Origin of the sequence: Curtobacterium sp. MCBA15_009 (assembly GCF_001864895.1) — a bacterium.
Classification (GTDB): Bacteria; Actinomycetota; Actinomycetes; order Actinomycetales; family Microbacteriaceae; genus Curtobacterium.
The window spans coordinates 52,219-74,127 of record NZ_MJGO01000034.1; the positions used below are offsets into that span (position 1 = coordinate 52,219).

The 21,909-nt window shown below is 72.8% G+C and carries 21 protein-coding genes and 2 pseudogenes; 8 read left to right on the forward strand and 15 right to left on the reverse strand.

The genetic code is table 11. From position 1 onward, the window contains the following. Positions 1-35 precede the first annotated feature (35 nt). Positions 36-446, forward strand: coding sequence for a RidA family protein (locus BIU97_RS08145; protein WP_071297420.1), 411 nt, complete (start codon positions 36-38; stop codon positions 444-446). A gap of 169 nt (positions 447-615) precedes the next feature. On the opposite strand, the gene BIU97_RS08150 is transcribed toward BIU97_RS08145, so the two are convergent. From BIU97_RS08150 to BIU97_RS08165, 4 genes are all read right to left on the reverse strand, one after another. Continuing rightward, entirely contained in the window at positions 616-1,449 is an 834-nt protein-coding gene (locus BIU97_RS08150) for an endo alpha-1,4 polygalactosaminidase (RefSeq protein WP_071297421.1), read from the reverse strand. A 203-nt stretch (positions 1,450-1,652) separates the two neighbouring features. Then, entirely contained in the window at positions 1,653-1,850 is a 198-nt protein-coding gene (locus BIU97_RS08155) for a hypothetical protein (RefSeq protein WP_071297422.1), read from the reverse strand. A 110-nt stretch (positions 1,851-1,960) separates the two neighbouring features. Further along, a complete protein-coding gene (locus BIU97_RS08160) occupies positions 1,961-2,509 on the reverse strand; it encodes a cysteine hydrolase family protein (RefSeq protein ID WP_071297423.1) in 549 nt (182 codons plus the stop codon). Positions 2,510-2,575: 66 nt separating this feature from the next. Beyond that, positions 2,576-3,103: a hypothetical protein gene (locus tag BIU97_RS08165; protein WP_139195966.1), complete on the reverse strand. Its 528-nt coding sequence runs from the start codon at positions 3,101-3,103 to the stop codon at positions 2,576-2,578. A 101-nt stretch (positions 3,104-3,204) separates the two neighbouring features. Between BIU97_RS08165 and pnuC the strand changes: the two genes are divergently transcribed. Further along, a complete protein-coding gene (gene pnuC, locus BIU97_RS08170) occupies positions 3,205-3,873 on the forward strand; it encodes a nicotinamide riboside transporter PnuC (RefSeq protein WP_071297424.1) in 669 nt (222 codons plus the stop codon). A 522-nt stretch (positions 3,874-4,395) separates the two neighbouring features. Here the strand turns inward: pnuC and BIU97_RS08175 are convergent. Further along, positions 4,396-5,028: a recombinase family protein gene (locus BIU97_RS08175; protein WP_083420861.1), complete on the reverse strand. Its 633-nt coding sequence runs from the start codon at positions 5,026-5,028 to the stop codon at positions 4,396-4,398. Between the two features lie 154 nt (positions 5,029-5,182). Between BIU97_RS08175 and BIU97_RS08180 the strand changes: the two genes are divergently transcribed. Both BIU97_RS08180 and BIU97_RS18535 read left to right on the forward strand, forming a co-directional pair. Then, positions 5,183-5,815 (forward strand): hypothetical protein, encoded by a 633-nt coding sequence (locus tag BIU97_RS08180; protein WP_071260842.1) that lies wholly within the window; start codon positions 5,183-5,185, stop codon positions 5,813-5,815. Next, positions 5,782-5,958 (forward strand): annotated as a pseudogene (locus BIU97_RS18535) (hypothetical protein); the annotation flags it as partial. The gene BIU97_RS08180 and the pseudogene BIU97_RS18535, both read left to right, overlap by 34 nt. Here BIU97_RS18535 and BIU97_RS08185 read toward each other — a convergent pair. The 4 genes and pseudogenes from BIU97_RS08185 to BIU97_RS08200 all read right to left on the reverse strand — a co-directional run. After that, positions 5,910-7,022, reverse strand: a pseudogene (locus BIU97_RS08185) (ABC transporter permease); the annotation flags it as partial. The pseudogenes BIU97_RS18535 and BIU97_RS08185 overlap by 49 nt on opposite strands. Then, entirely contained in the window at positions 7,019-7,957 is a 939-nt protein-coding gene (locus tag BIU97_RS08190; protein ID WP_071297427.1) for an ABC transporter ATP-binding protein, read from the reverse strand. The pseudogene BIU97_RS08185 and the gene BIU97_RS08190, both read right to left, overlap by 4 nt. 124 nt (positions 7,958-8,081) lie before the next feature. Beyond that, on the reverse strand, positions 8,082-9,743 hold the full coding sequence (locus BIU97_RS08195; protein ID WP_071260858.1) for a glycoside hydrolase family 13 protein: 1,662 nt from the start codon (positions 9,741-9,743) through the stop codon (positions 8,082-8,084). Positions 9,744-10,024: 281 nt separating this feature from the next. Next, entirely contained in the window at positions 10,025-10,753 is a 729-nt protein-coding gene (locus tag BIU97_RS08200) for an NUDIX hydrolase (protein ID WP_071260870.1), read from the reverse strand. A 101-nt stretch (positions 10,754-10,854) separates the two neighbouring features. Here BIU97_RS08200 and BIU97_RS08205 point away from each other — a divergent pair, with 101 nt between their 5' ends. Then, a complete protein-coding gene (locus BIU97_RS08205; RefSeq protein ID WP_139195968.1) occupies positions 10,855-11,409 on the forward strand; it encodes a hypothetical protein in 555 nt (184 codons plus the stop codon). Positions 11,410-11,524: 115 nt separating this feature from the next. Here the strand turns inward: BIU97_RS08205 and BIU97_RS08210 are convergent, their stop codons facing one another. Then, positions 11,525-12,469 carry a glycoside hydrolase family 16 protein gene (locus BIU97_RS08210; protein WP_071260874.1) on the reverse strand — a complete coding sequence of 315 codons (945 nt, stop codon included), beginning with the start codon at positions 12,467-12,469 and terminating at the stop codon, positions 11,525-11,527. An 877-nt stretch (positions 12,470-13,346) separates the two neighbouring features. Continuing rightward, a complete protein-coding gene (locus BIU97_RS08215; RefSeq protein ID WP_083404813.1) occupies positions 13,347-14,357 on the reverse strand; it encodes a threonine aldolase family protein in 1,011 nt (336 codons plus the stop codon). 59 nt (positions 14,358-14,416) lie between these two features. Here BIU97_RS08215 and BIU97_RS08220 point away from each other — a divergent pair, with 59 nt between their 5' ends. Together BIU97_RS08220 and BIU97_RS08225 are read left to right on the forward strand one after the other, a co-directional pair. Further along, positions 14,417-15,331 carry a metallophosphoesterase gene (locus BIU97_RS08220; protein WP_071260878.1) on the forward strand — a complete coding sequence of 305 codons (915 nt, stop codon included), beginning with the start codon at positions 14,417-14,419 and terminating at the stop codon, positions 15,329-15,331. Between the two features lie 168 nt (positions 15,332-15,499). Further along, positions 15,500-16,576: an NADP-dependent oxidoreductase gene (locus tag BIU97_RS08225; protein WP_071260880.1), complete on the forward strand. Its 1,077-nt coding sequence runs from the start codon at positions 15,500-15,502 to the stop codon at positions 16,574-16,576. Positions 16,577-16,669: 93 nt separating this feature from the next. Here the strand turns inward: BIU97_RS08225 and BIU97_RS08230 are convergent, their stop codons facing one another. From BIU97_RS08230 to BIU97_RS08240, 3 genes are read right to left on the reverse strand one after another with little or no spacing between them, the layout of a single operon-like run. Further along, entirely contained in the window at positions 16,670-17,512 is an 843-nt protein-coding gene (locus tag BIU97_RS08230) for an ABC transporter permease (RefSeq protein ID WP_071260882.1), read from the reverse strand. Continuing rightward, positions 17,499-18,446: an ABC transporter ATP-binding protein gene (locus BIU97_RS08235; RefSeq protein WP_071261988.1), complete on the reverse strand. Its 948-nt coding sequence runs from the start codon at positions 18,444-18,446 to the stop codon at positions 17,499-17,501. Before BIU97_RS08235 ends, BIU97_RS08230 begins: the two co-directional genes overlap by 14 nt. A 50-nt stretch (positions 18,447-18,496) precedes the next feature. Next, complete coding sequence (locus BIU97_RS08240; RefSeq protein ID WP_071260884.1) at positions 18,497-19,570, reverse strand: LolA family protein; 1,074 nt, start codon at positions 19,568-19,570, stop codon at positions 18,497-18,499. A 130-nt stretch (positions 19,571-19,700) separates the two neighbouring features. Here BIU97_RS08240 and BIU97_RS08245 point away from each other — a divergent pair, with 130 nt between their 5' ends. Then, positions 19,701-20,663 (forward strand): sugar-binding transcriptional regulator, encoded by a 963-nt coding sequence (locus BIU97_RS08245; protein ID WP_071260886.1) that lies wholly within the window; start codon positions 19,701-19,703, stop codon positions 20,661-20,663. Positions 20,664-20,867: 204 nt separating this feature from the next. On the opposite strand, the gene BIU97_RS08250 is transcribed toward BIU97_RS08245, so the two are convergent. Next, complete coding sequence (locus BIU97_RS08250; RefSeq protein WP_071297428.1) at positions 20,868-21,893, reverse strand: GTP-binding protein; 1,026 nt, start codon at positions 21,891-21,893, stop codon at positions 20,868-20,870. Between the last annotated feature and the right edge of the window lie 16 nt (positions 21,894-21,909).

Below are 21,909 nucleotides of genomic sequence, written 5' to 3' on the forward strand. Positions count from 1 at the left end.
GTACCCATTGGATACCGATCAGAAGGAGTACCACCGTGCACGTCGAACTCAGCTCACCCGCGGGCCTCATGCAGCCCGTGCCCTACCACCACGTCGCCGTCGCCACCGGCACGCGCCACGTCCACGTGTCCGGTCAGATCGCCCGGACCGCCGACGGCGCACCGGTCGCGCCCGGCGACCTCGGCGGACAGGTGGCGCAGGCCCTCCGGAACACGCACGTCGGTCTGGCGAGCGCCGGGGCGGGGTTCTCCGACGTCGTCCGGCTCACCTTCTTCGTCACCGGCTGGGCCCCCGAGCAGATCGGGGCCTTCATGCACGGCGTGGACGCGGTCGCCGAGGAGCTCGGTCTGCCGACGCCGATGCCGCCGGCGTCGCTCATCGGCGTCGACTACCTGTTCGAGCCGGACGTGCTCGTCGAGGTCGAGGCGACCGCCGTGCTCGCCTGACCCCACCGCGGTCGGACGGGGTGCATCGCTGCCGCCGGTCCGGTCGCCACAGGTCGCCCGCGACCGTCGCGCGGCCGTGTGGGGACCGGCTGCCGGACGGGAGGCGCGGGCCGGGCCCGACCCGCGCCTCCCGTCCGGTGGGTGTGCTCGATCGCTCCCGGCCGTCGGGTCAGCAGGACTCGTAGTGGTACCGGCTGTTGCCCTTCGGGACGACGTCGCGGTCGCGGAGGATGACGGAGATGTTCCTGCCCTGGGCAGCACATGCCGTCCCGTAGGCGGTCTTGCCGTTGTCCGTGTACTCGATCTCGATGACGTTGTTGCCGTACACGCTCGTGTAGTCGGCGCACTCCGTGTTCACCTGGCACTCCTCGGCGATGGCGAAGTCGAACTTCGCCGTGTCCTTGCCCGCGGAACCGAGATCGGTCGTGTTCTTCTGGGCGATCGCGAGTCCTGCGGCGTGGGCCCGGGCCGCGAGGAGGGTGCCGTAGGCGATGGCGTTCGCCTTCGTCAGCTTGTTCCCGACACCATCTCGCGTCCAGGAGTCGAGGTTGTCCGGCTCCACAGCCTGGAAGCCGCTCGTGCCGCACGCGTCGATCCAGCCTCCGACGATCGACGCGATGCTGCTGCGCTTCGCCGCGGTCGAGATGTCGAGGATGCGCTCGTCGGGCCAGTCCGGGTCGATGACCTCGGAGCCGTTGCTGTTCTTCAGGATGAGGTCGGGGTGCTCCGTGTGCCAGAACGACAGCTCGTCCGGCTGCGTCTGGAACGCATTCACGTAACAGATGTTGTACCTGCCCGCCACGGGTGCCGCGGAGCGGTCCCGGTCGACGATCGACACCGTCGACGACGGCGTGTACGCCCCGCCGATCTGGTAGTCGAACTGGCCGTTCACCGGGGGGAGGGTCACCGCCGCGGCGTTCGCGGACGACGAGCCGGCGACCGCGGTGACGACCACCGCGACTGCGGCCGCGAGCAGAGCGACCGAACGTGAGAACCTGCGCATGGACTTCCCGATCTTCGGGTACCCCGCCTCGAGCTCATCTCTGGCGTGTGGTGCCGGCCCGCCGTCGCCGGCGTCCGGCTGGGCTCCCCGAGACGGGATCACCGTACGTGCGCCGGACGTCGTCGGCCACGGTGCCCCGAGAAGCGCGCAGCGATCTTGCGCGTTTCCGGACCCTCGGTTCGCCCTCGAGCCGCGTGGAGACCTCACCCCCACACGAAGAACGCCACGACCCCGCCGACGACGACCGCGGCGACGGGGACGAGGAGGACCCAGTCGTGCCGGATCGGTCCCCTCCCCGGCTGGTGGTCGCGCTGGAAGGGCGCGACCGGGTTCCCGCTCACTCCCGGCAGGAAGTCGGTGGAGTGCTGCCGAGCCGGTCGGTCGGGACGGTGGTCGGTCATGTCTTCCCCCGGTGGTCGTTCCGGGCGTGACGTCACCCGGTGTGCCCGATCCTGCCGGATCGACCGGGCGGTGGTCGCTGTTCGACGGAGTGTGACGCTGCCGGAGGGCTTCAGCGATCCTCCGGAACGAGGTCCACACGGTCGTGGGGCACGGCCGCGAAGCGCTGGCCGGGGTAGCGCAGCCCGCTGAAGTACATGTTCGTGTGGGCGATGACCTGTGCTCCGGTGATCGCGACCCCGTCGTGTTCGGCGTCGGTGGTCGTGTGCGCGTCCGACACCAGCGTGACGTCGAACCCTCGTGCCGCCGCGGCCTGCGTCGTGGTGCGGATGCAGTGGTCGCTCTGGGCGCCGGCGACCACGAGGTGCCGGGTGCCGAGACCGTCGAGGACCGCGGCGAGGTCGGTGTCGGCGAAGGCGTCGCGGTAGGTCTTGCGCACCAGGGGTTCGTCCGCGGCGCGACGGAGCGGCGGCTGCAGCTCCCACTCCGGGCTGCCCTCGACGAAGTCGTCGTGGTCCTGCACCCAGACGACCGGCACGCCCTCGGCCCTGGCCCGGTCGATGAGGGCAGCGGTCCGGGCGACGACCCCGTCGGCGTCGGTGCAGCCGGGCAAGACCCCGACCTGCAGGTCGATGACGAGGAGGACAGTCGTTCCGCGCATGGTGTGATCCTGTCAGCACCGCCGTGCGGGCGGGCGGCGCACCACCGCGGGCGGCGCACGGCCCGGTCAGTCCGTCGCACCCCGGGGCGGATCGACGAGCAGCCCGACCCGGTCGGCCAGGTAGTCCTCGAGCGGTACCGCGGCGCCGGCCGTGGGCGACCAGCGGACGAGCGGCGCGTCGCCGTCGACGAAGAGCACCCCGTCGGAGCCGCGCAGCGAGTCGTCCAGGGGGAGCGGCACGGCGTCGTGGTTGACGGTGTCCCCGTCGCGGAAGTGGCCCTTCGCCGCCGCCGCCCGGTACGCGCGGCGGACCTCGGCGGACACCGACACGAACTGCGACCTGCCGGGGTCGGTCACGCGGGTGATCCGGCCGGTCGCCCAGACGCGGCCCGAGGTCTCCGACGACGAGCCGAGCAGCATGGCCCCGACGCGCCAGACCCGGCCGAGCGGGCGCATCACGGGTTCACGACGGATGCCGAGCACCGCCTTCGGGCGCACGTACTCGCCGAGCGCCTCGTCCGGCACCCGCGCGGCCTGCAACCGTGCGGCGGCTGCGTCGAGCAGCTCCCGCGTCCGCCGTACCCCGTCCGTCACGGTGCACGAGCGTAGTCCGCACACCGTCACGCGGCGCCGCACGGCGGCCGGAATGCCGAGCACCCCCGTACCGTTGGACCGGTCGAATCCGAGGAGGGCCCATGGGCATCGTGCGTTGGCTGTTCGACGCGCAGATCGTCATCGGTGACCAGACGGTGCTCTGGCGCGAGGTGATCGGCAACGTCTTCGGCCTGCTCAGCGCCCTCGGCGGCATGCGCCGCAAGGTGTGGGCGTGGCCGGTCGGGCTGGTGGGCAACGCCCTGCTCTTCACCGTCTTCATGGGTGCCCTGTTCGACACCCCGAACCCCGTCAACCTGCTCGGCCAGGCCGGTCGCCAGGTCATGTTCATCATCGTGAGCGTCTACGGCTGGTACCGGTGGACGCACCGCCCGGAGCAGGCAACGACCTCGATCGACCCGCACTGGGCGACGTGGCGCACGCGGGCGCTGCTCGTCGTCGGTATGGTCGGCGGCACCGCGCTGCTCACCCCCGTGTTCCGGGCACTCGGGTCGTACGAGCCGGTGTGGAGCGACGCCTGGATCTTCGTCGGGTCGCTGCTCGCCACCTACGGCATGGCGAAGGGCTGGGTCGAGTTCTGGCTCATCTGGGTCGCCGTCGACCTGGTGGGCGTGCCGCTGTTGTTCTCGGCGGGGTACTACGCCTCCGGCCTGATGTACGTCTTCTACGGGGTGTTCACCCTGACCGGCTTCTTCGTCTGGAACCGTCAAAGGCGTGTGCGAATCCCGCACCCCGAGACTGTGGGGGCCTAGGCGTTAGCTACCACTTCGGGCGCGAGTGTGGGTAGCGGACCACACAAAACCCTGGTCAGGGCGGCGAGGCGACACGCCGAAGCGCGTGATTCCACACATGTGGAAACTGAGGGGATGTTTTCCTCAGGTTCTTGGGGATAACCCTTCGGATCCGCACCAGCAAGCGGATCCGTTGTCCACAGGTGTTGCGACACGCTGTGGACGAATGACAACGGTGTAACACTTTCTCTTGTGCTCGCTCGCCCGGAAAGCCACTAGATGTAGTGTTGAAGCAGTCGGGAAGCCTTCCCGGCATGCAAAAGCCCCGACCTCGGCCGGGGCTGATGCTTGTGCAAGCCAGTGTGGCGGTCAAGCCCTAGGAAAGTTTCGGCCGTCACGCTGGCTTCGTCCCTACTCAGGAGCGAGTAATGAACGACTCACGTGACTATATCAGAACTGAAGCAGATGACTACGGATGGAACCGCGCGAGCCGTACGGCTTGGACGTATGTCGGGACTGTACTGAAGGCCACTACGATCTTCGCTACGTCGATCCAGACCGGACAGACGCTGTACGAAGCGTTCCAGTGGCTGTGGACCACCGGACTGGTCTGGTAGGTCCGAACCGTTGGAAGCGACGCCCCTGCCGGAAGGTGGGGGCGTCGCCTACCTGTGCTTCATCCTCGCGAAGGGTCACGCCGTCCGACTCATACCCGTAACGCCTCTTCCCGGGTACCGGCTTGCCCTGGGACACCCGGTGTGCGTTCGCGCGCTTCTGCCGTTCGCTCTTCCGCAGGTCCTCGAAGCGGGCGATGGCAGCGGTCATGGTGGCGCGGAACTCGCCGTCCGCTGTCCCCAGGTCAAGCTCGCCGTCAACCGTGACCACCCGTGCGCCGGTTTCAATGAGCGCCAGAAGGTCAGCCTGTCCCCGTAGCAGTCGGTCGAGGTCCACGGCGACCACATACCGGAACGTCCCCGCCTTCGCTCCGGCGAGCATCCGCCCCCACCCGGTTGCAGGACCGCGCTGCTTGAACGCGGACGCGCCGTTGTCCTCGAATACCTCCGCGACCATCCAACCACGGCCTTCCGCAAGTGCGCGGGTGCGGGCGAGCTGACGGTCTACACCTTCCGCGTTCTCCACCGACTGGCGGACATACAAAGCTGCTAGCTCGCTCATGCGGTCAATCTACGGTTCCGGGTCTGGATGCGCCAGCGCACCAGGCCCTCTGCCGCCCCCGTCACCGTCGGCTGAGCGCGTCCGGGCGCAGCGCCGGGGCACGCCCCCCGGTCGGGGTCACGACAACGGCCCGCCGATGCGGTGGAATGAGCAGATGGTGACCCTGCACGACGCGCGCGCGGAGGACGACCAGTCCCTCGCGGAGCGCACCGTCCGCGGCGCGATCCGCGCCTACCGTCTGCACTCGTTCAACGAGGTCGACGCCGCCGTGGTCGCCGAGGTGTCGTGCGTCCCGCTCGAGACCGTCGAGCGGCTGTTCCCCGCGTGGGACGCCCTGCTGCTCGTCACCTACGACCGGTGGACGCAGCTGCGGGGGACCCGGCGGCAGGCACCGCCCGCGTGCACCATCGACCACGTGCGGATGACCCTGGCCGAGGACGTCGCCGACCCGGGCCTCGTGCGCCTGCTCGCCGGGGTCGTCACCATCGCGAGCTCGGAGTCCCGGTTCGCGGACCTGTTCCGGAAACGCTTCGAGGAGTACGTCGAGGAGCTCGCCTGCGGCCTGCAGGGGGACTTCGACCGCGGGACGGAGGAGTCGGCGATCCCGGCGCACCAGGCGGCGACGCAGCTGCTCGCCGTCTACGAGGGGATGCAGATCCAGATGCTCGTCCGCCCGTACGTGGACGTCCTCGTCGAGTTCGACCGGGCGGTGCACACCCTGCGGCAGGGCTGGCGGCAGCGTGAGGTGCACTCGTGGGAGATCGAGGCGATCACCGCGGGCGTCTGACCCGCCGCCAGGACAGGACCTGCCGCACGGTCACCTTCGAGCCGTACTGGGCGACCGAGTGCCGGAACAGGTACTGCGCGAACCACAGGAACAGCCCCGCCACGACGAAGACCTCGGCGACGCAGACGATCGACTCGACCACCGTCAGCGAACCGACGGCGTTCCGCACCATCGCGGTGACGGGGGTGAACGTCGGGAAGTACGTGAAGAACGTCGCGACCGGTGACGACGGTGTGGTCATCACGAAGAAGGCCGCGTAGATCGGGATGATGAGCGCGAAGATCGCCGCCGACTGCAGCGCCGAGGCGTCCTTGATGGACGGGACGGCGGCGCCGACGGCGACGAACAGCCCGGACGCGAGCAGCACGCCGCCGACGAGCAGCAGCGCCCCGACGAGCATCCGCCACGGGTCGACGACCACACCGCCGAGCCGCGACGCGACGAGCGGCAGCAGGGCGGCCGTCCCGACGAGGCCGGGCACGACGAACACCGCGACCTGCACGAAGCCGACGAGCAGCATCGCGATGACCTTGCCGCGGATGAGGTCGCCGGCGGTCACGGTGGTGAGGATCATCTCGGAGATGCGGTTCTCCTTCTCCTCGACCACGACCGTCACCATGCGCGAGGCGAGCAGGATCACGAGCCCGAAGAACGCCGCGACGTAGAGCAGCGGCGGCACGATCGACAGCCAGCCGGGAGCCACGGCGCCGTCGGCGTACGTCGTCAGGTCGGTGTCCGGCGGGTTCCGGAGCAGGTCGACCGTCTCGGGGTCGTCGACGGCGGTCGCGACGCTCTGCTCGAGCACGCGCTCGGCCAGGGTCGAGTAGCCGCCGTTCACGAAGAGCCCGCGGTCGGCGCCGTCGATGCGCACCGGCTGCGACGACGGCGACGCGGGGTACTCGATGAGCAGGTCGAGCGTGCCGTCGCGCACCCGGTCGCGGTCCGCCCCGACGTCGTCCGAGGGGGAGCCGCCCCACCGCGCGGCGATCCGTTCCGACACCAGTCCGGAGTGGTCGACGTAGTGGAACGGGGTCTTCGTGGCGGACGTCCCGCTCACCACCGAGGACGTCCCCGCGGCCTGGCCGATGCCGACGAGCAGGGAGACGACGACGATGACGACCGGCAGCGCGAGCGTGCCGATCCAGAACGCGGGCTTCTTGACCGCCCGCACGAACTCGAACCGGACGACGGTGCCGAGACGGCTCACGCGCGGGCCCCCGCACCGGCGGCCTCGGCGGTCAGCGCGTCGTGGCCGTACACCTGCACGAAGATCTCGTCGAGCGGGATCCGGCGCATCGCGAACGCGGTGACGTGCACACCGGCGGCGACGAGCGACGCCAGGATGTCCGCGCCGTCGGCGGCTGCGGCCGGGGTCGGCACCAGGTAGGCGACGTGCCCCTCGTGCCGCGCGAGCCGGTACAGGTCGGACGGCGGGACCGTGCCGTCGACCCCGACGCGCGCGACGGCGCCGCCGAAGGCGTCCTGCACGTCCGGGATGGTGCCGTACGCGGCGGCGGTGCCGTCCTTGAGCAGCAGGATGCGGTCGCAGAGCCGTTCGACCTCGTCCATGTGGTGCGTGACGAGGATCACGGTGGCGCCGTCGGCCTTGCGCTCGGCGACCAGGTCGAGGAGCAGCCGTCGGTTGACCGGGTCGAGGCCCTTCGTCGGTTCGTCGAGGATGAGCAGACGCGGCCGGTCCATGATCGTGATGCCGAGCTGCACCTTCTGCTGCTGGCCGCCGGAGAGCTTGTCGACGCGGGCCTTCGCACGGTCCGCCAGGCCGACGCGGGCCAGGTAGTCCATGCTCCAGGCCGTGGCGTCCGTGCCGCGCAGCCCCCGCAGCCGACCGAAGTACGACATCACGTCGATGACGGACTCCTTGCGGTACAGCCCGCGCTCCTCGGGCAGGTAGCCGATCCCGCCGGTCGCGGGTCGGTACGGTTCGCCGTCGATCGTCAGGGTGCCCTCGGTCGGGGCGGTGATGCCGAGCAGGGCCCGGATCGTGGTGGTCTTGCCGGAGCCGTTGCTGCCGAGCAGCCCGAACGTCTCGCCGGGGGCGATGTCGAACGACAGGCGGTCGACGACGGTGCGGTCGCCGAACCGCATCACGAAGTCCCGCACGTCGATGCTCGCCCCGCTCATGCCGCGACCCTACCGGGACCGGCTGACGGACCGGGACGGTGACGACGGACGGACGGGAGGCCCGTGGCGGCGCCGCCACGGGCCTCCCGTCCGTCACCCGGTCGCGTGCGTGACGCGTGCCCGGTCAGGAACGCAACCAGGCCGTCCCGACACCGGCCAGCGTGCCGTCGGCCACCGGAGCCGAGGCGAGCAGCAGCTCGCCCGACGGCAGGGCGAAGGGCTCGTCGCCGAACACCGTCACGCTCGTCCAGCCGTTCGGACGACGGAAGGCGAGCACGTCGTCGCGGCCGGTCTCGAGCCACTCGAGCCGCTCCTCGGACTGCAGCTGCCCGCGCAGGGCGAGGGCCTTCCGGTACAGGTTGAGCGTCGAGTCCGGGTCGGCGTCCTCGGCCTCGACGCTCGACTCGGCGAACCAGGCCGGCTGCGGCAGGTGCGAGCCGCCCGGACCGAAGCCGTACGACGGGCCGGAGCGGGTCCACGGGATCGGGACACGGCAGCCGTCGCGGCCGACGTCGACACCGGGGTTCCGGAAGAACGCAGGGTCCTGGCGGTCGGCGTCCGGGATGTCGCCGACCTCGTGCAGGCCGAGCTCCTCGCCCTGGTACAGGTACGCGGAGCCGGGCAGGGCGAGCTCGAGGAGCGTCGCCGCCTGCGCGCGGCGGAGTCCGAGGGCACGGTCGAGGTCGTCGCGGGAGCCGCCGGCGAGCAGCCAGGCACTGCCCTGCTTGTCGGGTGAGCCGTTCCGCGGCGGCAGCGCGTAGCGGGTCGGGTGGCGGACGACGTCGTGGTTCGAGAACACCCACGTGGTCGACGACCCCGACTGCTCGGCGAGCCCGAGGTTGAACTCGATGATCTCCTTGAACGTGCCGGCGTCGAAGTCGGCCTCGAGCAGGTCGAAGTTGAACGCCTGGCCGAGCCCGTCGGCGCTCGCGTAGCGCGCGCGGCGGTCGGCCGCGACCCAGGCCTCGGCGACCGCGGTGCGGGCCGGCGTGTACTCGTCGAACACCTTCCGCCACTCGGCGTAGATCTCGTGCACGTCGTCGCGGTCCCAGAGGATGTGCGAGCCGTCCTTCGGCGCCGCGAGGACCTCGTCCCACGTCGGCAGCTCGCCCTCGGGCAGGTCCTTCGCCAGCCCGTGGGCGACGTCGATCCGGAAGCCGTCGACCCCGCGGTCGGACCAGAAGCGCAGCGTGTGCAGGAAGTCGTCGCGGACCTCGCGGTTCGCCCAGTTCAGGTCGGGCTGCTCCTTCGCGAAGTTGTGCAGGTACCACTGGCCGTCGCCGACGGGGGACCAGGCCGGGCCGCCGAAGATCGACACCCAGTCGGCCGGCGGCTCCTGGCCGTCCGGGCCGGTGCCGTCGCGGAAGACGTAGCGGTCGCGGGCCGCCGAGCCCTTCTCCGACGCCAGGGCCTCGCGGAACCACACGTGGCGGTCGCTCGTGTGGTTCGGGACCACGTCGACGATGACCCGGATGCCGGCGCCGTGCAGGGCCTCGACCAGGCGGTCGAAGTCGTCGAGGGTGCCGAGCCGCGGGTCGACGTCACGGTAGTCGTCGACGTCGTAGCCGCCGTCGGCGAGGGCGGACGGGTAGAACGGGCTGAGCCAGACGGCCTCGATGCCGAGCGAGGCCAGGTAGGGCACGCGCTCGGTGATGCCGGGCAGGTCGCCGATGCCGTCGCCGTTCGCGTCGGCGAACGAGCGCGGGTAGATCTGGTAGACGCTCGCCTGGCGCCACCAGGTCTCGTCGGTGGCTGCCGTTCCCGTCGTGGGCAGGACGTCGGTCATCGCGGTGCTTCCTTCGTTGTGGTGGTCGTGCCGGTCCCTGCACTCTTCTCCGGTCCCGCCGGGTCCGGCCGGAGGAACGCGGGAGTCTCCCAGCTCCGGTCGGGCGGCGCGCGGGGCGCTCTGGGCTCGGGTCGGGGTGGTCGGTGGGGCGCGCTCGGCGCCGGTCGGGCGGTCCGCGGGGCGCTCTCGGCGCCGGTCAGGTGGTCGGCGGACAGCTCTCTGCGCCGGTCGCGGCGGTGGGCTGAGTGCTCTCGGCTCGGCTCGGCTCGGCTCGGCGCCGGTCAGACGGTCGGCGGCAGTGGGACGACGCGGTCGGCGTCCCACGGCTCGGTCCAGCCGAGCCGGTCGAACAGCGCGTCGAGCAGTCCGGCGGTGAACCCCCACACCAGGTGCGGTCCGTGCGCCGACTCCACGGTGAACGCGGGGCCGCGCCACTCCCGCCCGCCGTCCCGCAGGACGGTGACGCCGCGTCGGGCCGGGTCGAGCAGGTCCGCCACGGGCACCCGGAACACCGCGGCCGACTCGCGTTCGTCGACCACCCGGATCGGTGACGGCTCCCGCCACCAGCCCAGCACCGGACGGACCAGGTGGTTCGAGTGCTCCAGCGGCACCGCGGGCAGCGTCCCGAGCACCTCGACGCCGGCGGTGTCGATGCCGGTCTCCTCACGGGCCTCGCGCAGGGCAGCGGCGGTGGCGTCGCGGTCCCCGGGGTCGATGCGGCCGCCCGGGAAGGCGACCTCGCCGGGGTGCGAGCGGAGGGTCGCCGCACGGGCCAGGAGCAGGACGTCGAGGTCGCGGCCGACCGCCGGGGCACCGGTGGGGTGGTCGCCCGGCGTGCGGGTGCTCGGGACGTCGTCGAGCACGCCGAAGAGCATCAGGACGGCAGCTCGTCGTGGGCCGGTCGGGGACCGCCTGTCGACCGACCTGCCCGCGGCGGGGCGGTCCGATTCGACGACGCCGGCGAGCGCGGCCCGTGCTGCGACTGCTGTCTCCGGCCGGTCGATCGTCACCGGTCCAGCCTAGGCGGCGCGCTCAGCGCTCTCCCGGCCGGGTCCGCCACGGTGGACCAGGAACGGGTCATTCGAACGTCTGGGGAACAACGATGGACCGCATGCGTGCACTGCCGCTGCCAGCACTGCTGCCGCTGATCTTCGCGCTGCTCTTCGCGGCGTGGTTCGCCCTCGGGGTGCTCGTCGAGGGCGGCGACTTCGCGCCGCTCCAGCGGGCGGTCGGCGCGTTCGTCTACGCGGGCGTCGCGACGGTGTGCTTCGGGTTCGTCATCCGCAACCGCCGTCGGCGTCTCGGTGGCGCGCAGGCCTCGGTCGCGGTGCAGCGCGCGGTCCGGACGGGCGTCCTGCCCGAGGACGAGCGGGTCGACACGACCGTGTGGCGCCCCGAACTCGAGCTGCTGCGGAGCCGGTACCGCTCCACGCTGGTGATCGTCCCGGTGATGGCAGTGCTCGGCGTCGGGTTCTCGGTCTGGGCCGCGTTCACGATCACGCCGCTGTGGTGGGGGTTCCTCGTGGTCTTCGTCGTGCTGTCCGCCTGGGGGTACCGGGACGCCCGACGGTCGGTGCGCTCGATCGACGGACTGCTCCCCGCCCTTGAACTGCTCCCCGCCCTGCCCGGGTCGTCGAGCGTCGCCCCGGTCCGGGATCCGGCCTGACGACACGGACCCCGGACCGGATGGCCGCCCCGTCACGGTCGTCGCGCCCCGGTGAGCTCGGGCGCGACGACCGCAGCGGGGCGCGATCGCGCAGGCCCCCTCGGGCCCGCACCGCTCACTCGGTGGTGGACACCCAGTCGATGAGCAGGTGTCCGGACGCGCCCCAGTTGCCGACCTGGAACATGAATCGGTGCGGCGTCGTCGGGACGTCCTTCGTCACGGTGTGGAGCACCTGTCCGTCGACGCTGTATGTGACCGACCGACCCGGGTCCCAGTCCACCGTGTAGGTGTGCCAGTCGCGCCACGAGACGCCGCTCGGCACCTGGACCCGCTCGGCTTCGCGGCCCGGGGTCATCGAGTGCTGGAACGCGGACGGGCTCGCCTCGAAGTTGCCCTCGGGGAAGTCGATCTCGCCGTCGGCCCACCGGTTCGACGTCGGCCAGAGCATGAAGGCCGCCCCGTTGCCGTCGCCGCCGGTCGCCCGTGCACGCACGGAGAACGAGCCGCCGACGTGGTCCCAGGCGCCGGCCTTCGTGCCGAAGGTGCCCGCAGCACCCGCGCCGGTGCCGAGCGCGACGTCGAGGACGCCGTCGTGCGCCGTGACCGTGCGACTCGGCGCGTAGATGCCCGAGGTGCCGTCCGGGTACGGCTGCCACGACTGCGCGTACGCCGACGCGACCTGGCCGAGCGCGGCACCCGCCGAGAACTGCTCGACGAACGACGAGTCCGGCGGGGACGCTGCCGTGGCGGCCTCGTCGACCGGGGCGGTGGCAGGCTCGGGCGTGGGGCTCGCGGTCGGTTCGTCGGTGGGGGCGGGAGCCGGGTCCGGCGTCTCCGTGGGCTGCGGGTCCGTCGTGTCAGACGGTTCCGGGGCAGACGTCTCCGAGGGTGCCGGGGTCGGAGTGTCCTCGCCGGTGGGTCCCGGCGTGGGCGGCGCCGTCGGCGGGGCGTGGTGGTGGTGCCCACCCCAGCCCCACCAGGTGGTGGCGGAAGCGGCGGTCGGGACACCGATCACGAGCGCACCGGTCGTGGCGGCGGCGATCAGGGCGCGGCGGTTCACCGCGTGCTCCGGTCGGTGGTGGTCAGGTGGTCACTGGTGCGCCGGGGACGGCGCAGGGTTCGGGTTGCGATGTCGGGCTCCTCGGTGAGGTGGGGCTCTGGCATGGACGGGGCCCATCGTGGGGCGCCCGGGACATCATGCACGATGCTGCCCCCCGTTCGGGGGTAATGACCGTAATCTGCACCCCCGGCGGTTCCTTCGCCTCCTGTTCACCGCCCCGCCCCGCCGCGCCGAGGCCGTCGAGCCGCCGGTTCCCGCGGCCGTCGGGTCGTCGGGGCCGTCGGGTCGCCGGAACGCCGGATCGCCGGATCGCCGGATCGTCGAGCCGCCGTGATCGTCAGGTCGCCGCGTCGCCGCACTGCCGGGCCGCGCGTGCCACGGCCGTCGGCTGGGGGCGGAGTAGCCGTCGCGCGCCGTGACGGTCGTGGTTCGCGATCCCCGGACTGCACGAACCAGGACCGTCAGCGATCAGGAGAGAGGACGGGTCCTGGCCCGTGCTCCGTGCTCCGTGCCCCGGGCCCCGGCGCGGGCTCCGGACCCCGGTCGCGGTGCCCGGCGCGGACCCGGGCACGAGGTGCGGCGCGGTGCGGTGCGGCGCGGTGCGGCGCGGTGCCCGGTCGCGGTGCCTGGCGCGGTGCGGTGCGCGGCGCGGACCTCGGGCGTGGTGTGCGGCGCGGTGCCCGGCGCGAGGCCCGGCGCCGGCGCCGATGCGGTGCCCGGTCGCCGCGGCACTCGGCGGACGCCGGTGGCCCACGCAACGCCGCCAGCGGCAGCGGGCACGCTCGCTCCTGGTCGTCCTCGTCCACCCACCGCCGAATGAGCCGACGGTTCCCGCGCACAGGGCGGGCCGAGGTCGCGGACAGTCCCCGAGCCCGTGTCAGCGGGGGAGCGTCCGCAGCACCTCCGCCGCCCGCACGGCGTCCTCCTGGCTGACGTCGAGGTGCGTCACGAGCCGGACCCGGCGCGGCCCGAGCTGCATGAGCCGCACCCCGTCGGCGGCCGCGGCCTCGACGAAGGCCGCCGGGTCGGCGACCTCGGCGAAGACGATGTTCGTGTCGACGTGGGACGGGTCGACGTCGAGGGCCTCGGCCAGCAGCCGGGCGTTCGCGTGGTCCTCGGCGAGCCGGTCGACGTGGTGGGCCAGGGCGTACCGGCCGGCCGCGGCGAGGAAGCCCGTCTGCCGCATGCCCCCGCCGTACCGCTTCCGCCAGATCCGCGCCGCGGCGATGCGCTCCGCCGAGCCGACGAGCACCGACCCGACCGGGGCGCCGAGTCCCTTCGACAGGCAGACCGAGACGGTGTCGAAGCCGTCCGCGAGCTCGTGCAGGGGCGTGCCCGACGCGACGTGCGCGTTCCACAGCCGGGCGCCGTCCAGGTGTACGGCGACGTCGTGCGCCCGGGCGTACGCCTGCACCGCGCGGACCTCGTCCTGCGGCTGCACGGTCCCGCCGCCGAAGTTGTGGGTGTTCTCGATCGCGATCGCGGTGGTCGACACCGAGTAGGCGCCGGCGTTCGGTTCGGCCAGCTCGCGCACGGCGTCGGCGACGAGCCGACCGCGGTCCGACGGCCACGTCCTGGTCGTGATGCCGGAAAACACCGCGGCGGCACCGAGCTCGGCCCGCACCACGTGCGCCTGTTGGTCGGCGACGAGCTCCGCTCCCGGGGCGACGAGCAACCGCAGCCCGAGCTGGTTCGCCATCGAGCCCGTCGGGGTGAACAGGCCGGCCTCGTGCCCGAGCAGTGCGGCGACCTCGTGCTCGAGCGCCGTGGTCTCCGGGTCCTCGCCGAAGACGTCGTCGCCGACCTCGGCGTCGAGCATCGCGGCGCGCATCGCCGCGGTCGGACGGGTGACGGTGTCGGAGCGGAGGTCGATGAGCGCGTCGGTCACCAGGCAACGCTAACCCGCCCGCCAGCCGCCGGACCACCGGCGCAGGTACCGTGGCGGGCATGCAGCCGCCGGCACCGGGAACCCTCCGCATCCTCCACCTGTCCGACACCCACCTGACGGGCGACGGCGCCCTGCACCAGGGGTCCGTCGACACCGCCGCCGCGCTCGACCGCGTGCTCGCCCACGCCGACGGCGTCCCCGGGGTCGGGCTCGTCGTGGTCTCCGGGGACGTCTCCGAGGACGGCAGCCGCGCGTCGTACGCCGCCGTGCTCGACCGCGTCGGCGGGTGGGCCGAACGGCACGGAGCGGCCCTCGTCGCCGTGCCCGGCAACCACGACCTGCGCGAGGGCTTCCGCCAGGTGCTCGTGAACGGACACGTGCTCGGCGAGGGCGGCGTCCGGCTCGCACACACGATGGAGTACCACCCGCCGACGGTCCCGGTCGCCGGGCAGTCGATCGTCGCCGGCCGGCGCATCGTCACCGTGGACACGAGCGTGCCGGGAGCCGGGTACGGCGAGGTGTCCGAGGCCGCGCTCGACAAGCTCCGCACCGCGCTCGCCGGCGACGACGCGCCGCACGGCAGCGTCGTCGTCCTGCACCACCCGCCGTTGCCCGCGCCGACCGCACTGCACGACGCCCTCCGCCTGCAGAACCCCGGCGACCTGGCCGGGGCGATCGGCGGCTCCGACGTCCACGTCGTGCTCGGCGGCCACTACCACCACCACTTCGCCGGGTCGCTGGCGGGCGTCCCGGTCCTCGTCGCCCCGGGCGTCGCGAACGACACCGACGTGACCGGCGCGTACGACGAGGAGTCGGCGCACGTCGGCAGCGGGGCGCTCGTCGTCGACGTCGCCGAGGACGGCTCGATCTGGTCGACGCCGTTCCGCGTCCCCGACCCCGACGCCGATCCGATCGCCTTCCACCTCGACGCCGACGCGGTGGCGTCGGTCATCGCGCAGGCCGGCAGGCACTGACGACGCGCGCGGTGGACGCGCGTCGGGACGGACGGGAGGCCCGTGGCGGATCCGCCACGGGCCTCCCGTCCGTCGCCTGGTCGCGTCCGCACGCCGGTACCCCGCCTGTTCGGGCTGCACGCGGGAACACCGAGTAGGCCGGAGCCACCACGCAGCGAAGGAGCAGCCATGCGACACGGCAGTGCAGTCCAGTTCGACCGGTACGGTGACTTCGACGTCGTCGAGCTCGTCCCGCAGGAGAAGCCGACGGCCGGACCCGGTGAGATCGTCGTCGAGATCGTCGCGGCCGGCCTCAACCACATCGAGCGGTTCCTGCGCGAGGGCAAGCTCCGCGACCACGTGGACCTCGAGTTCCCCGCGCACCAGGGCGTCGACTTCGCCGGCATCGTCCGCGCACGCGGCGACGGCGTGAAGGACCTGCGCGTCGGTGACGAGGTCATGGGCCACGCACCCACGGGCGGTGCCCACGCGACCTGGATCGCGGTGCCGCGCGGTGCGGTCATCAAGAAGCCGGAACACGTCGGGTGGGAGGTCGCCGGCGGCCTGTACCTGGCCGGCTGCACGGCCGTCTCCGTGGTGCGGTCGCTCCGCCTCGGCCCGGACGACACCGTGGTGATCACCGCGGCCGCCGGCGGCGTCGGGCACATCGAGTGCCAGCTCGCGCACGACTCCGGTGCGACCGTCATCGCGCTCGGCAGCCCCCGCAACCACGACTACCTGCGGCAGATCGGCACGCTGCCCGTCGCCTACGGCGAGGGCGAGGAGGACCGGATCCGCGACATCGCGGACGGCCGCCCGATCACCGCCTTCATCGACAACCACGGCGAGAGCAACGCCGAACTGCTGGCGGAGCGACTCGGTGTCAGCGACGAGCGGTTCGTGTCGTCCGAGGAGCGGCGGGACATCGAGGTGCGGTTCCTGCGCGCCCCCGCCGAGGACGAGGAGACCCGCGAACTCCTCACCCTGCTCGCGAAGGCCGTGCAGGACCGCCGGGTGCAGGTCCTCATCTCGGGGTTCTACCCCTTCGAGTACATCGTCGAGGCGTACGAGGACCTGGCCGAGATGAAGTCGCGCGGCAAGGTCGTGATCGGCATGCAGACCGTCGAGACGGGTGCGCGACTCGACTGGTACCGCTCAGAGAAGGCCCGCGACCTGCGCGACCGGTACGCCGAGGCGCGCACCACCGAGGACCCGCAGGGCACCGAGCCGAGCATGGCCGGCGGGTCGATCACCCCCGCCGACTGACCGGCGGGCCGCCGGCCGGCCACCAGCCGGCCGCAGGAGGGGACGTGCCCGGCCGGCGGCCGGGTGCCCGGCTGACCGGCCGGATCGACGTGCTCAGGCCAGGACGTCCTTCGTGGCGAACCGGCTGTACGCCAGGGCACCGAAGACGACGACGTAGCCGAGTTGCAGCACCGCGTTCGACCCGAACGAGTCGAACGAGATCGGGTCGCGGAGCAGGTCGCCGAACCCGAGCCACTGGTGCGAGAACAGGAACGGGTGCAGCCACTCGAGCTGCGGCAGCTGGTCGAGCACCTGCGACGCCCCGGCGAGCACGACCGTCGCCGCCATCGCGCCGACCGGCACGTTCGTCAGGGTGGACGCGAACAGCCCGATCGCGGACAGGCCGAGCATCGACAGCGTCACGTACAGCGCGAGGAGCAGGGCGCGGCCCGCGTAGGACCACCCGCCGACCTGCGTGCCGGACAGCAGCGTCACGGGCCCGATCGGGAACAGCACGGCACCGATGGCCGCGCCGACGAGCACCACGAGCAGCGTCGCGGCGAGGCAGAACGCGACCGCGCCGACGTACTTCACCAGGACGAAGCGCAACCGGCCGGTCGGGGCCACGAGCAAGTACCGGATCGTGCCGTGGCTGGCCTCGCCCGCGACCGTGTCGCCGGCGACGACCCCCACGGTCAGCGGCAGGAACAGGGGGATCGAGACCGTCAGCGCGGTGAACGCGACGAACAGGCCGTTGTTCGTGATGTCGCCGAGGAACGCCGGGCCGCCGTCGTCACCGGACGTCGCGACCCGCACTGCGACGGCGATGAGGATCGGCACGAGCGCCAGGGCCCCGAGCATCGCCCAGGTGCGACGACGACGGAACACCAGCGCGAGCTCCGAGCCGAGCAGTGCGAAGGTCCGCTGTCGACGGACGACGGCGTCAGGCTGCGACATCGAACCCCTCTCCGGTGAGCGCCACGAACAGGTCCTCGAGGGTGCCCCCGCCGACGCTCAGCCCGCGGACGCGGACGTCCGCACGGACGAGCTCGGCCGTGATCGTCTCCGGGGGTACCTCCTGCGGCAGGTCCGCGACGAGGACGTCCGCGCCGCCCTCGTGCCGCGGCGCCAGGCCGAGCGCGGTCAGGACGGTGGCGGCCTGCCCGACGTCCGGCGTGCGGACCGTGACGGTGCGGGCACCGGCGGAGCGGAGGTCGTCGAGGGTGCCCTGCGCGACGAGCTTGCCGGCGCGCATCACCGCGGCGTGCGTGCAGACCTGCTCGATCTCGGCGAGCAGGTGGCTCGACACGAACACCGTGGTGCCGTCGTCGGCGAGGGACCGGATGAGGTTGCGGACCTCGCGTGTCCCCTGCGGATCGAGGCCGTTCGTCGGTTCGTCGAGCACGAGCAGGTCACGCGGCGCGAGCAGGGCGTTCGCGAGGCCGAGGCGCTGCTTCATGCCGAGCGAGTACGCGTGCGCCTTCTTGTCGGCGGCGTGCGACAGCCCCACGCGGTCGAGGGCGCGCGCCACGCGCTCCCGACGGGTGCGCGGGTCCGACGTCGGGTCGGCGGCGTCGAAGCGCTGCAGGTTCGCCCGACCGGACAGGTAGGGGTAGGCGGCCGGACCCTCGACGAGTGCGCCGACGCGGGGGAGCACCCGGTGCAGCGCCGACGGCATCGGTTGCCCGAGGACCTCGATCGAGCCGCCGGTCGCGCTCGAGAGCCCGAGCAGCATGCGGATCGTCGTCGTCTTGCCGGAGCCGTTCGGCCCGAGGAACCCGAACACCGCGCCGCGCGGCACCGCCAGGTCGATGCCGTCGACGGCACGCTGCCGCCGGAACACCTTCTGCAGGTCCGTGGTGCGGATCGCGAGGTCGGTGTCGGTGCCGATGGACGGCGTCGATGGCGTGGTCGGTCCCGCGCCGGGTGGTTCCGTCGTGCTCACTTCGCGGCGGCGACCAGCGACGACACCGGGACGGCACCGGCGAGGACCCGGCCGTCGTCGGTCAGGTAGACCGAGACGAGGGACGTCTGCACCGCACGACCGCCGTCGACGGGCGTCGTCAGCTGGTCGAGCAGCCCGGAGGCCTGCTCACCGAGGGACGACTGGTCGACCGTGCCGGCGGGGAGCTCCGCGATGGTGTCCCAGCCCGTACCGGTGACCGCCGGGCCGGCCGGCCGATCGCCCCGGGCGTGGTCGCGGGCGTGCTGGCGGACGTCGGAGAGGTCCTTCTCGGTGACCGTCGCGTTCGCGGGCGCCGTGAAGTCGAACAGCCGCGCAGCGGGTGCGCCGTAGGACAGGCTGGTGAAGCCGACCTGCACGGCCGGGTCGTCCTGGCCCGCTGCCGTGACGGCGGCGCGCAGCGGCAGCCCGGTCTGCTGGTCGACCGCCAGCTGCACCGAACCGACGAGGGTGTCCGACGACTTCGGGGTCAGCGTGATCTGCCAGGCGTCGTGCCCGGCGACGCTGACGCGGGTCGGCTTCGACACCGTCGTGGTCGGCGTGATGGCGTCGACGGCCTGCCGGGCGATGTCCGCCGGGGTCGCCGTGCCGTCCCGCAGGTGGTCTCCTGCGGAACCGCTCGGCAGCGTCACGTGGGTGGCGGTGCGGTCCTCCGAGTCCCAGGTCCAGACGTCGGACCCGTTCCGGACGACGTCCTGCTCGGCGAGCTGCTGCGTCAGCTGGAACCGCTGCTTGTCCTCGCCGTCCACGTAGACCCGCGCGGTGTGCGACGAGGTGAGGAGCCCGAGCACGTCGGAGGCGTCGCCCTCGAGCGAGGACCCGCCCGACCCGGTCGGCAGCTCGGGGAGCCCGAGGTCGCTCGTCTGGGCGAGCTTGCCCGAGTAGGCCGCGTCGGACGAGTGCGCGATGCTCGCGATGACGTCCGCGGCGCTCGGCTGCGTGCCGGCGATCGGTTCCTGTGCCGCGCTCGCGATCATCGGGGCGGCGACGGCGACGGCGCCGGCCACGACGACCGGCGCGATGACTGCTGGCAGCCAGGCTGACTTCTTCATCGGGATCCCCTCGTGGAGCGTTCGAGACGTGGGTACCGTACGTCCGACCCCCGACAGCCCGCTGTGCGTTCCGGGGGGAGTGCGTCCTCCGACCCACCGGGCGCCGAGGGCGTCCCGCTACGATCGCCCCATGTCCGCCGAGCTCCCCGCCGCCGAGGGTTCCCGGACCCGCTTCCCGCTCGACACCGTCTACCAGGCGGCGCGGATGTACTACCTCGAGGACGCCACCCAGGCCGAGATCGCCTCGCGGCTCGGGGTCTCCCGCCCCACCGTGTCACGCCTGGTGAGCGAGGCCCGCCGCGCCGGACTCGTCCGCATCGAGGTCGTCGACCCGTTCCAGGACGAGACCGTGGCGCTCGCCGAACGCCTGCAGGTCGTGCTCGGCCTCGGCGCCGTGCACCTGGCGGCGGTCACCCACACGGCGACGCTCGGCGTCGACCTGGCCGGCCCGATCGCCGCCGCCGTCGAGGGCATGAACCTCGCGCCGGGCGACGCCGTCCTCATGTCGTCCGGCAGCACCGTCTACGACGTCGCGCACACCGCCGTGCCGCCGATGCCCGGCGTCCAGCTCGTGCCGACGGTGGGTGGCCAGGCGGACCCGACGCCGTGGTTCCAGACGAACGAGATCACCCGGGCCGCCGCCGAACGCTCCGGTGCGATCCCGGCGTTCCTGTTCGCGCAGGCCCTGCCGTCCGCGGCGATGCGCGCGACGCTCGACGAGGACCCGGCGTTCCAGCACGTCGTCGGGCTGTGGGGACGGGCGAAGGGCGCGATCCTCGGCATCGGGGCACCGGCGCCGACCCGGGACTCCTCGGCGCGGGGCGTGCCCGTCGACGACGCCGTCTTCGACCGTGCCGCGGGCGACGTCTGCCTCAACTTCTACGACACCGACGGCGCCGCCATCGAGTTCCCCGGCAGCGACCGGATGGTGCGGACCTCTCGCGAGGTCCTCGCCGCCGTCCCGCACGCCGTCGGGGTCGCCGTCGGCAGCGCCAAGGTCACGAGCATCCTCGGCGCGGTGCGCGGCGGTCTCGTCAACGAGCTCGTCACCGACGCCGCGACGGCGCGGGCGGTGCTCGACGCACTCGCCTGACGTCGGGCGGCGTCGGCGGCGTCGGTGCACGCGCATCGAGCGACGACCCACGCGTCGATCGTCTCGTGGTCCGTCGCAGGATGCACGCGCACCCGATGCGGGCGCATGTTCCGACTGCCCACGCGTCGATCGAGTCGTGGACGGTCGGAGGGAGCGCGAACACGCACGCCGCAGGCGCTCCCGCTGCCGGGCGCGGCGCCGCCGTCAGTCGTGCCGGTGCTCGGATGCGGGGTCGACCGCGGGCCAGACCGGGAACGGGTCCGCCCAGCCGCGCCAGACGTCCGGGCCGGCGAGCAGCTCGTCCGGCGTCAGGAGCGCACCGTCCAGGGCCCGCTCGATCGCCCGGACGTCGAGTCGCTCACCGACGAACCACAGTGCCTGCCCGACGGGGGCGTCCGCGTCCCACGACGGGTTCGCGGTGGGGTCGAGGGCGAGCATCGCGCCGACGCTCGACCACGAGCCGACGTGGTCCGGGCGCGAGGCCAGCCGGAAGAAGCCCTTCGACCGCAGAACCCGGCCGTTCACCCCCGCCGCCAGGTCCTGCTCGATGACGGCGGCCAGGCGTCCGGGGTGGAACGGCAGCGGCTCGCGGTAGCGCATCGACACGAGGTCGTCGCGGACCTCCCGCCCGGTGTCCGCGCCGCTCGACAGCGCCCGCATCCAACCGGCCCCGGTCGCGAGCACGCGCGCCGCGCCGCCGTTCGACGCCGGCAGGTCCGCGGCGCTCCGGATCGTCGGCAGAGCGACGATGACGGCCTGGGGTGCCAGCCGGTGCAGCAGGGCCACGAGTGCCCGCCGCCGGACCCCGGACAACGGTTCGACACGGTCGAGGGCGATGACCGTCGCGTACTCGACGAGCGCGGCGACCCGGTCGGCCTCGACGAAGGCGTCGTCGACGTCCGACCACAGCAGGTGCGCGAGGTCGTCCGCCCGCAGCACACCCACGATGTGCCGCAGGACGCGATCGTCGCCGGTCTCGGCCCTGGCGGCGTTCGCGAGCAGCATGCCGACCGCGCGGGCGTCGGTCCCCGGGTGCAGCGTGACGACGAGTCCGTGCTCCGCCGAAGGTCCGCACACCAGGTCGAGCTGGTCAGTTCGATCGGCGATCGCACGCGCGGCGGCGAGGGCGCGCTCCGCGACGTGCATCCGGTGGCCGGAGCTGATCCGAGCAGCGACGCGGTCCGCGTCCTCCTGGTGGAGGGCCGTGACGAGGGTGATGACGGGAGACATGTCGGCTACCCTAACT

Coding starts and splice junctions, on each gene's coding strand:
- BIU97_RS08250 (WP_071297428.1), bottom strand. CDS start 21,893: ATGTCTCCCGTCATCACCCTCGTCACGGCCCTCCACCAGGAGGACGCG.
- BIU97_RS08190 (WP_071297427.1), bottom strand. CDS start 7,957: ATGAGCGGGGCGAGCATCGACGTGCGGGACTTCGTGATGCGGTTCGGC.
- BIU97_RS08220 (WP_071260878.1), top strand. CDS start 14,417: ATGCAGCCGCCGGCACCGGGAACCCTCCGCATCCTCCACCTGTCCGAC.
- BIU97_RS08230 (WP_071260882.1), bottom strand. CDS start 17,512: ATGTCGCAGCCTGACGCCGTCGTCCGTCGACAGCGGACCTTCGCACTG.
- BIU97_RS08180 (WP_071260842.1), top strand. CDS start 5,183: ATGGTGACCCTGCACGACGCGCGCGCGGAGGACGACCAGTCCCTCGCG.
- BIU97_RS08245 (WP_071260886.1), top strand. CDS start 19,701: ATGTCCGCCGAGCTCCCCGCCGCCGAGGGTTCCCGGACCCGCTTCCCG.
- BIU97_RS08195 (WP_071260858.1), bottom strand. CDS start 9,743: ATGACCGACGTCCTGCCCACGACGGGAACGGCAGCCACCGACGAGACC.
- BIU97_RS08160 (WP_071297423.1), bottom strand. CDS start 2,509: ATGCGCGGAACGACTGTCCTCCTCGTCATCGACCTGCAGGTCGGGGTC.
- BIU97_RS08155 (WP_071297422.1), bottom strand. CDS start 1,850: ATGACCGACCACCGTCCCGACCGACCGGCTCGGCAGCACTCCACCGAC.
- pnuC (WP_071297424.1), top strand. CDS start 3,205: ATGGGCATCGTGCGTTGGCTGTTCGACGCGCAGATCGTCATCGGTGAC.
- BIU97_RS08175 (WP_083420861.1), bottom strand. CDS start 5,028: ATGAGCGAGCTAGCAGCTTTGTATGTCCGCCAGTCGGTGGAGAACGCG.
- BIU97_RS08205 (WP_139195968.1), top strand. CDS start 10,855: ATGCGTGCACTGCCGCTGCCAGCACTGCTGCCGCTGATCTTCGCGCTG.
- BIU97_RS08225 (WP_071260880.1), top strand. CDS start 15,500: ATGCGACACGGCAGTGCAGTCCAGTTCGACCGGTACGGTGACTTCGAC.
- BIU97_RS08240 (WP_071260884.1), bottom strand. CDS start 19,570: ATGAAGAAGTCAGCCTGGCTGCCAGCAGTCATCGCGCCGGTCGTCGTG.
- BIU97_RS08150 (WP_071297421.1), bottom strand. CDS start 1,449: ATGCGCAGGTTCTCACGTTCGGTCGCTCTGCTCGCGGCCGCAGTCGCG.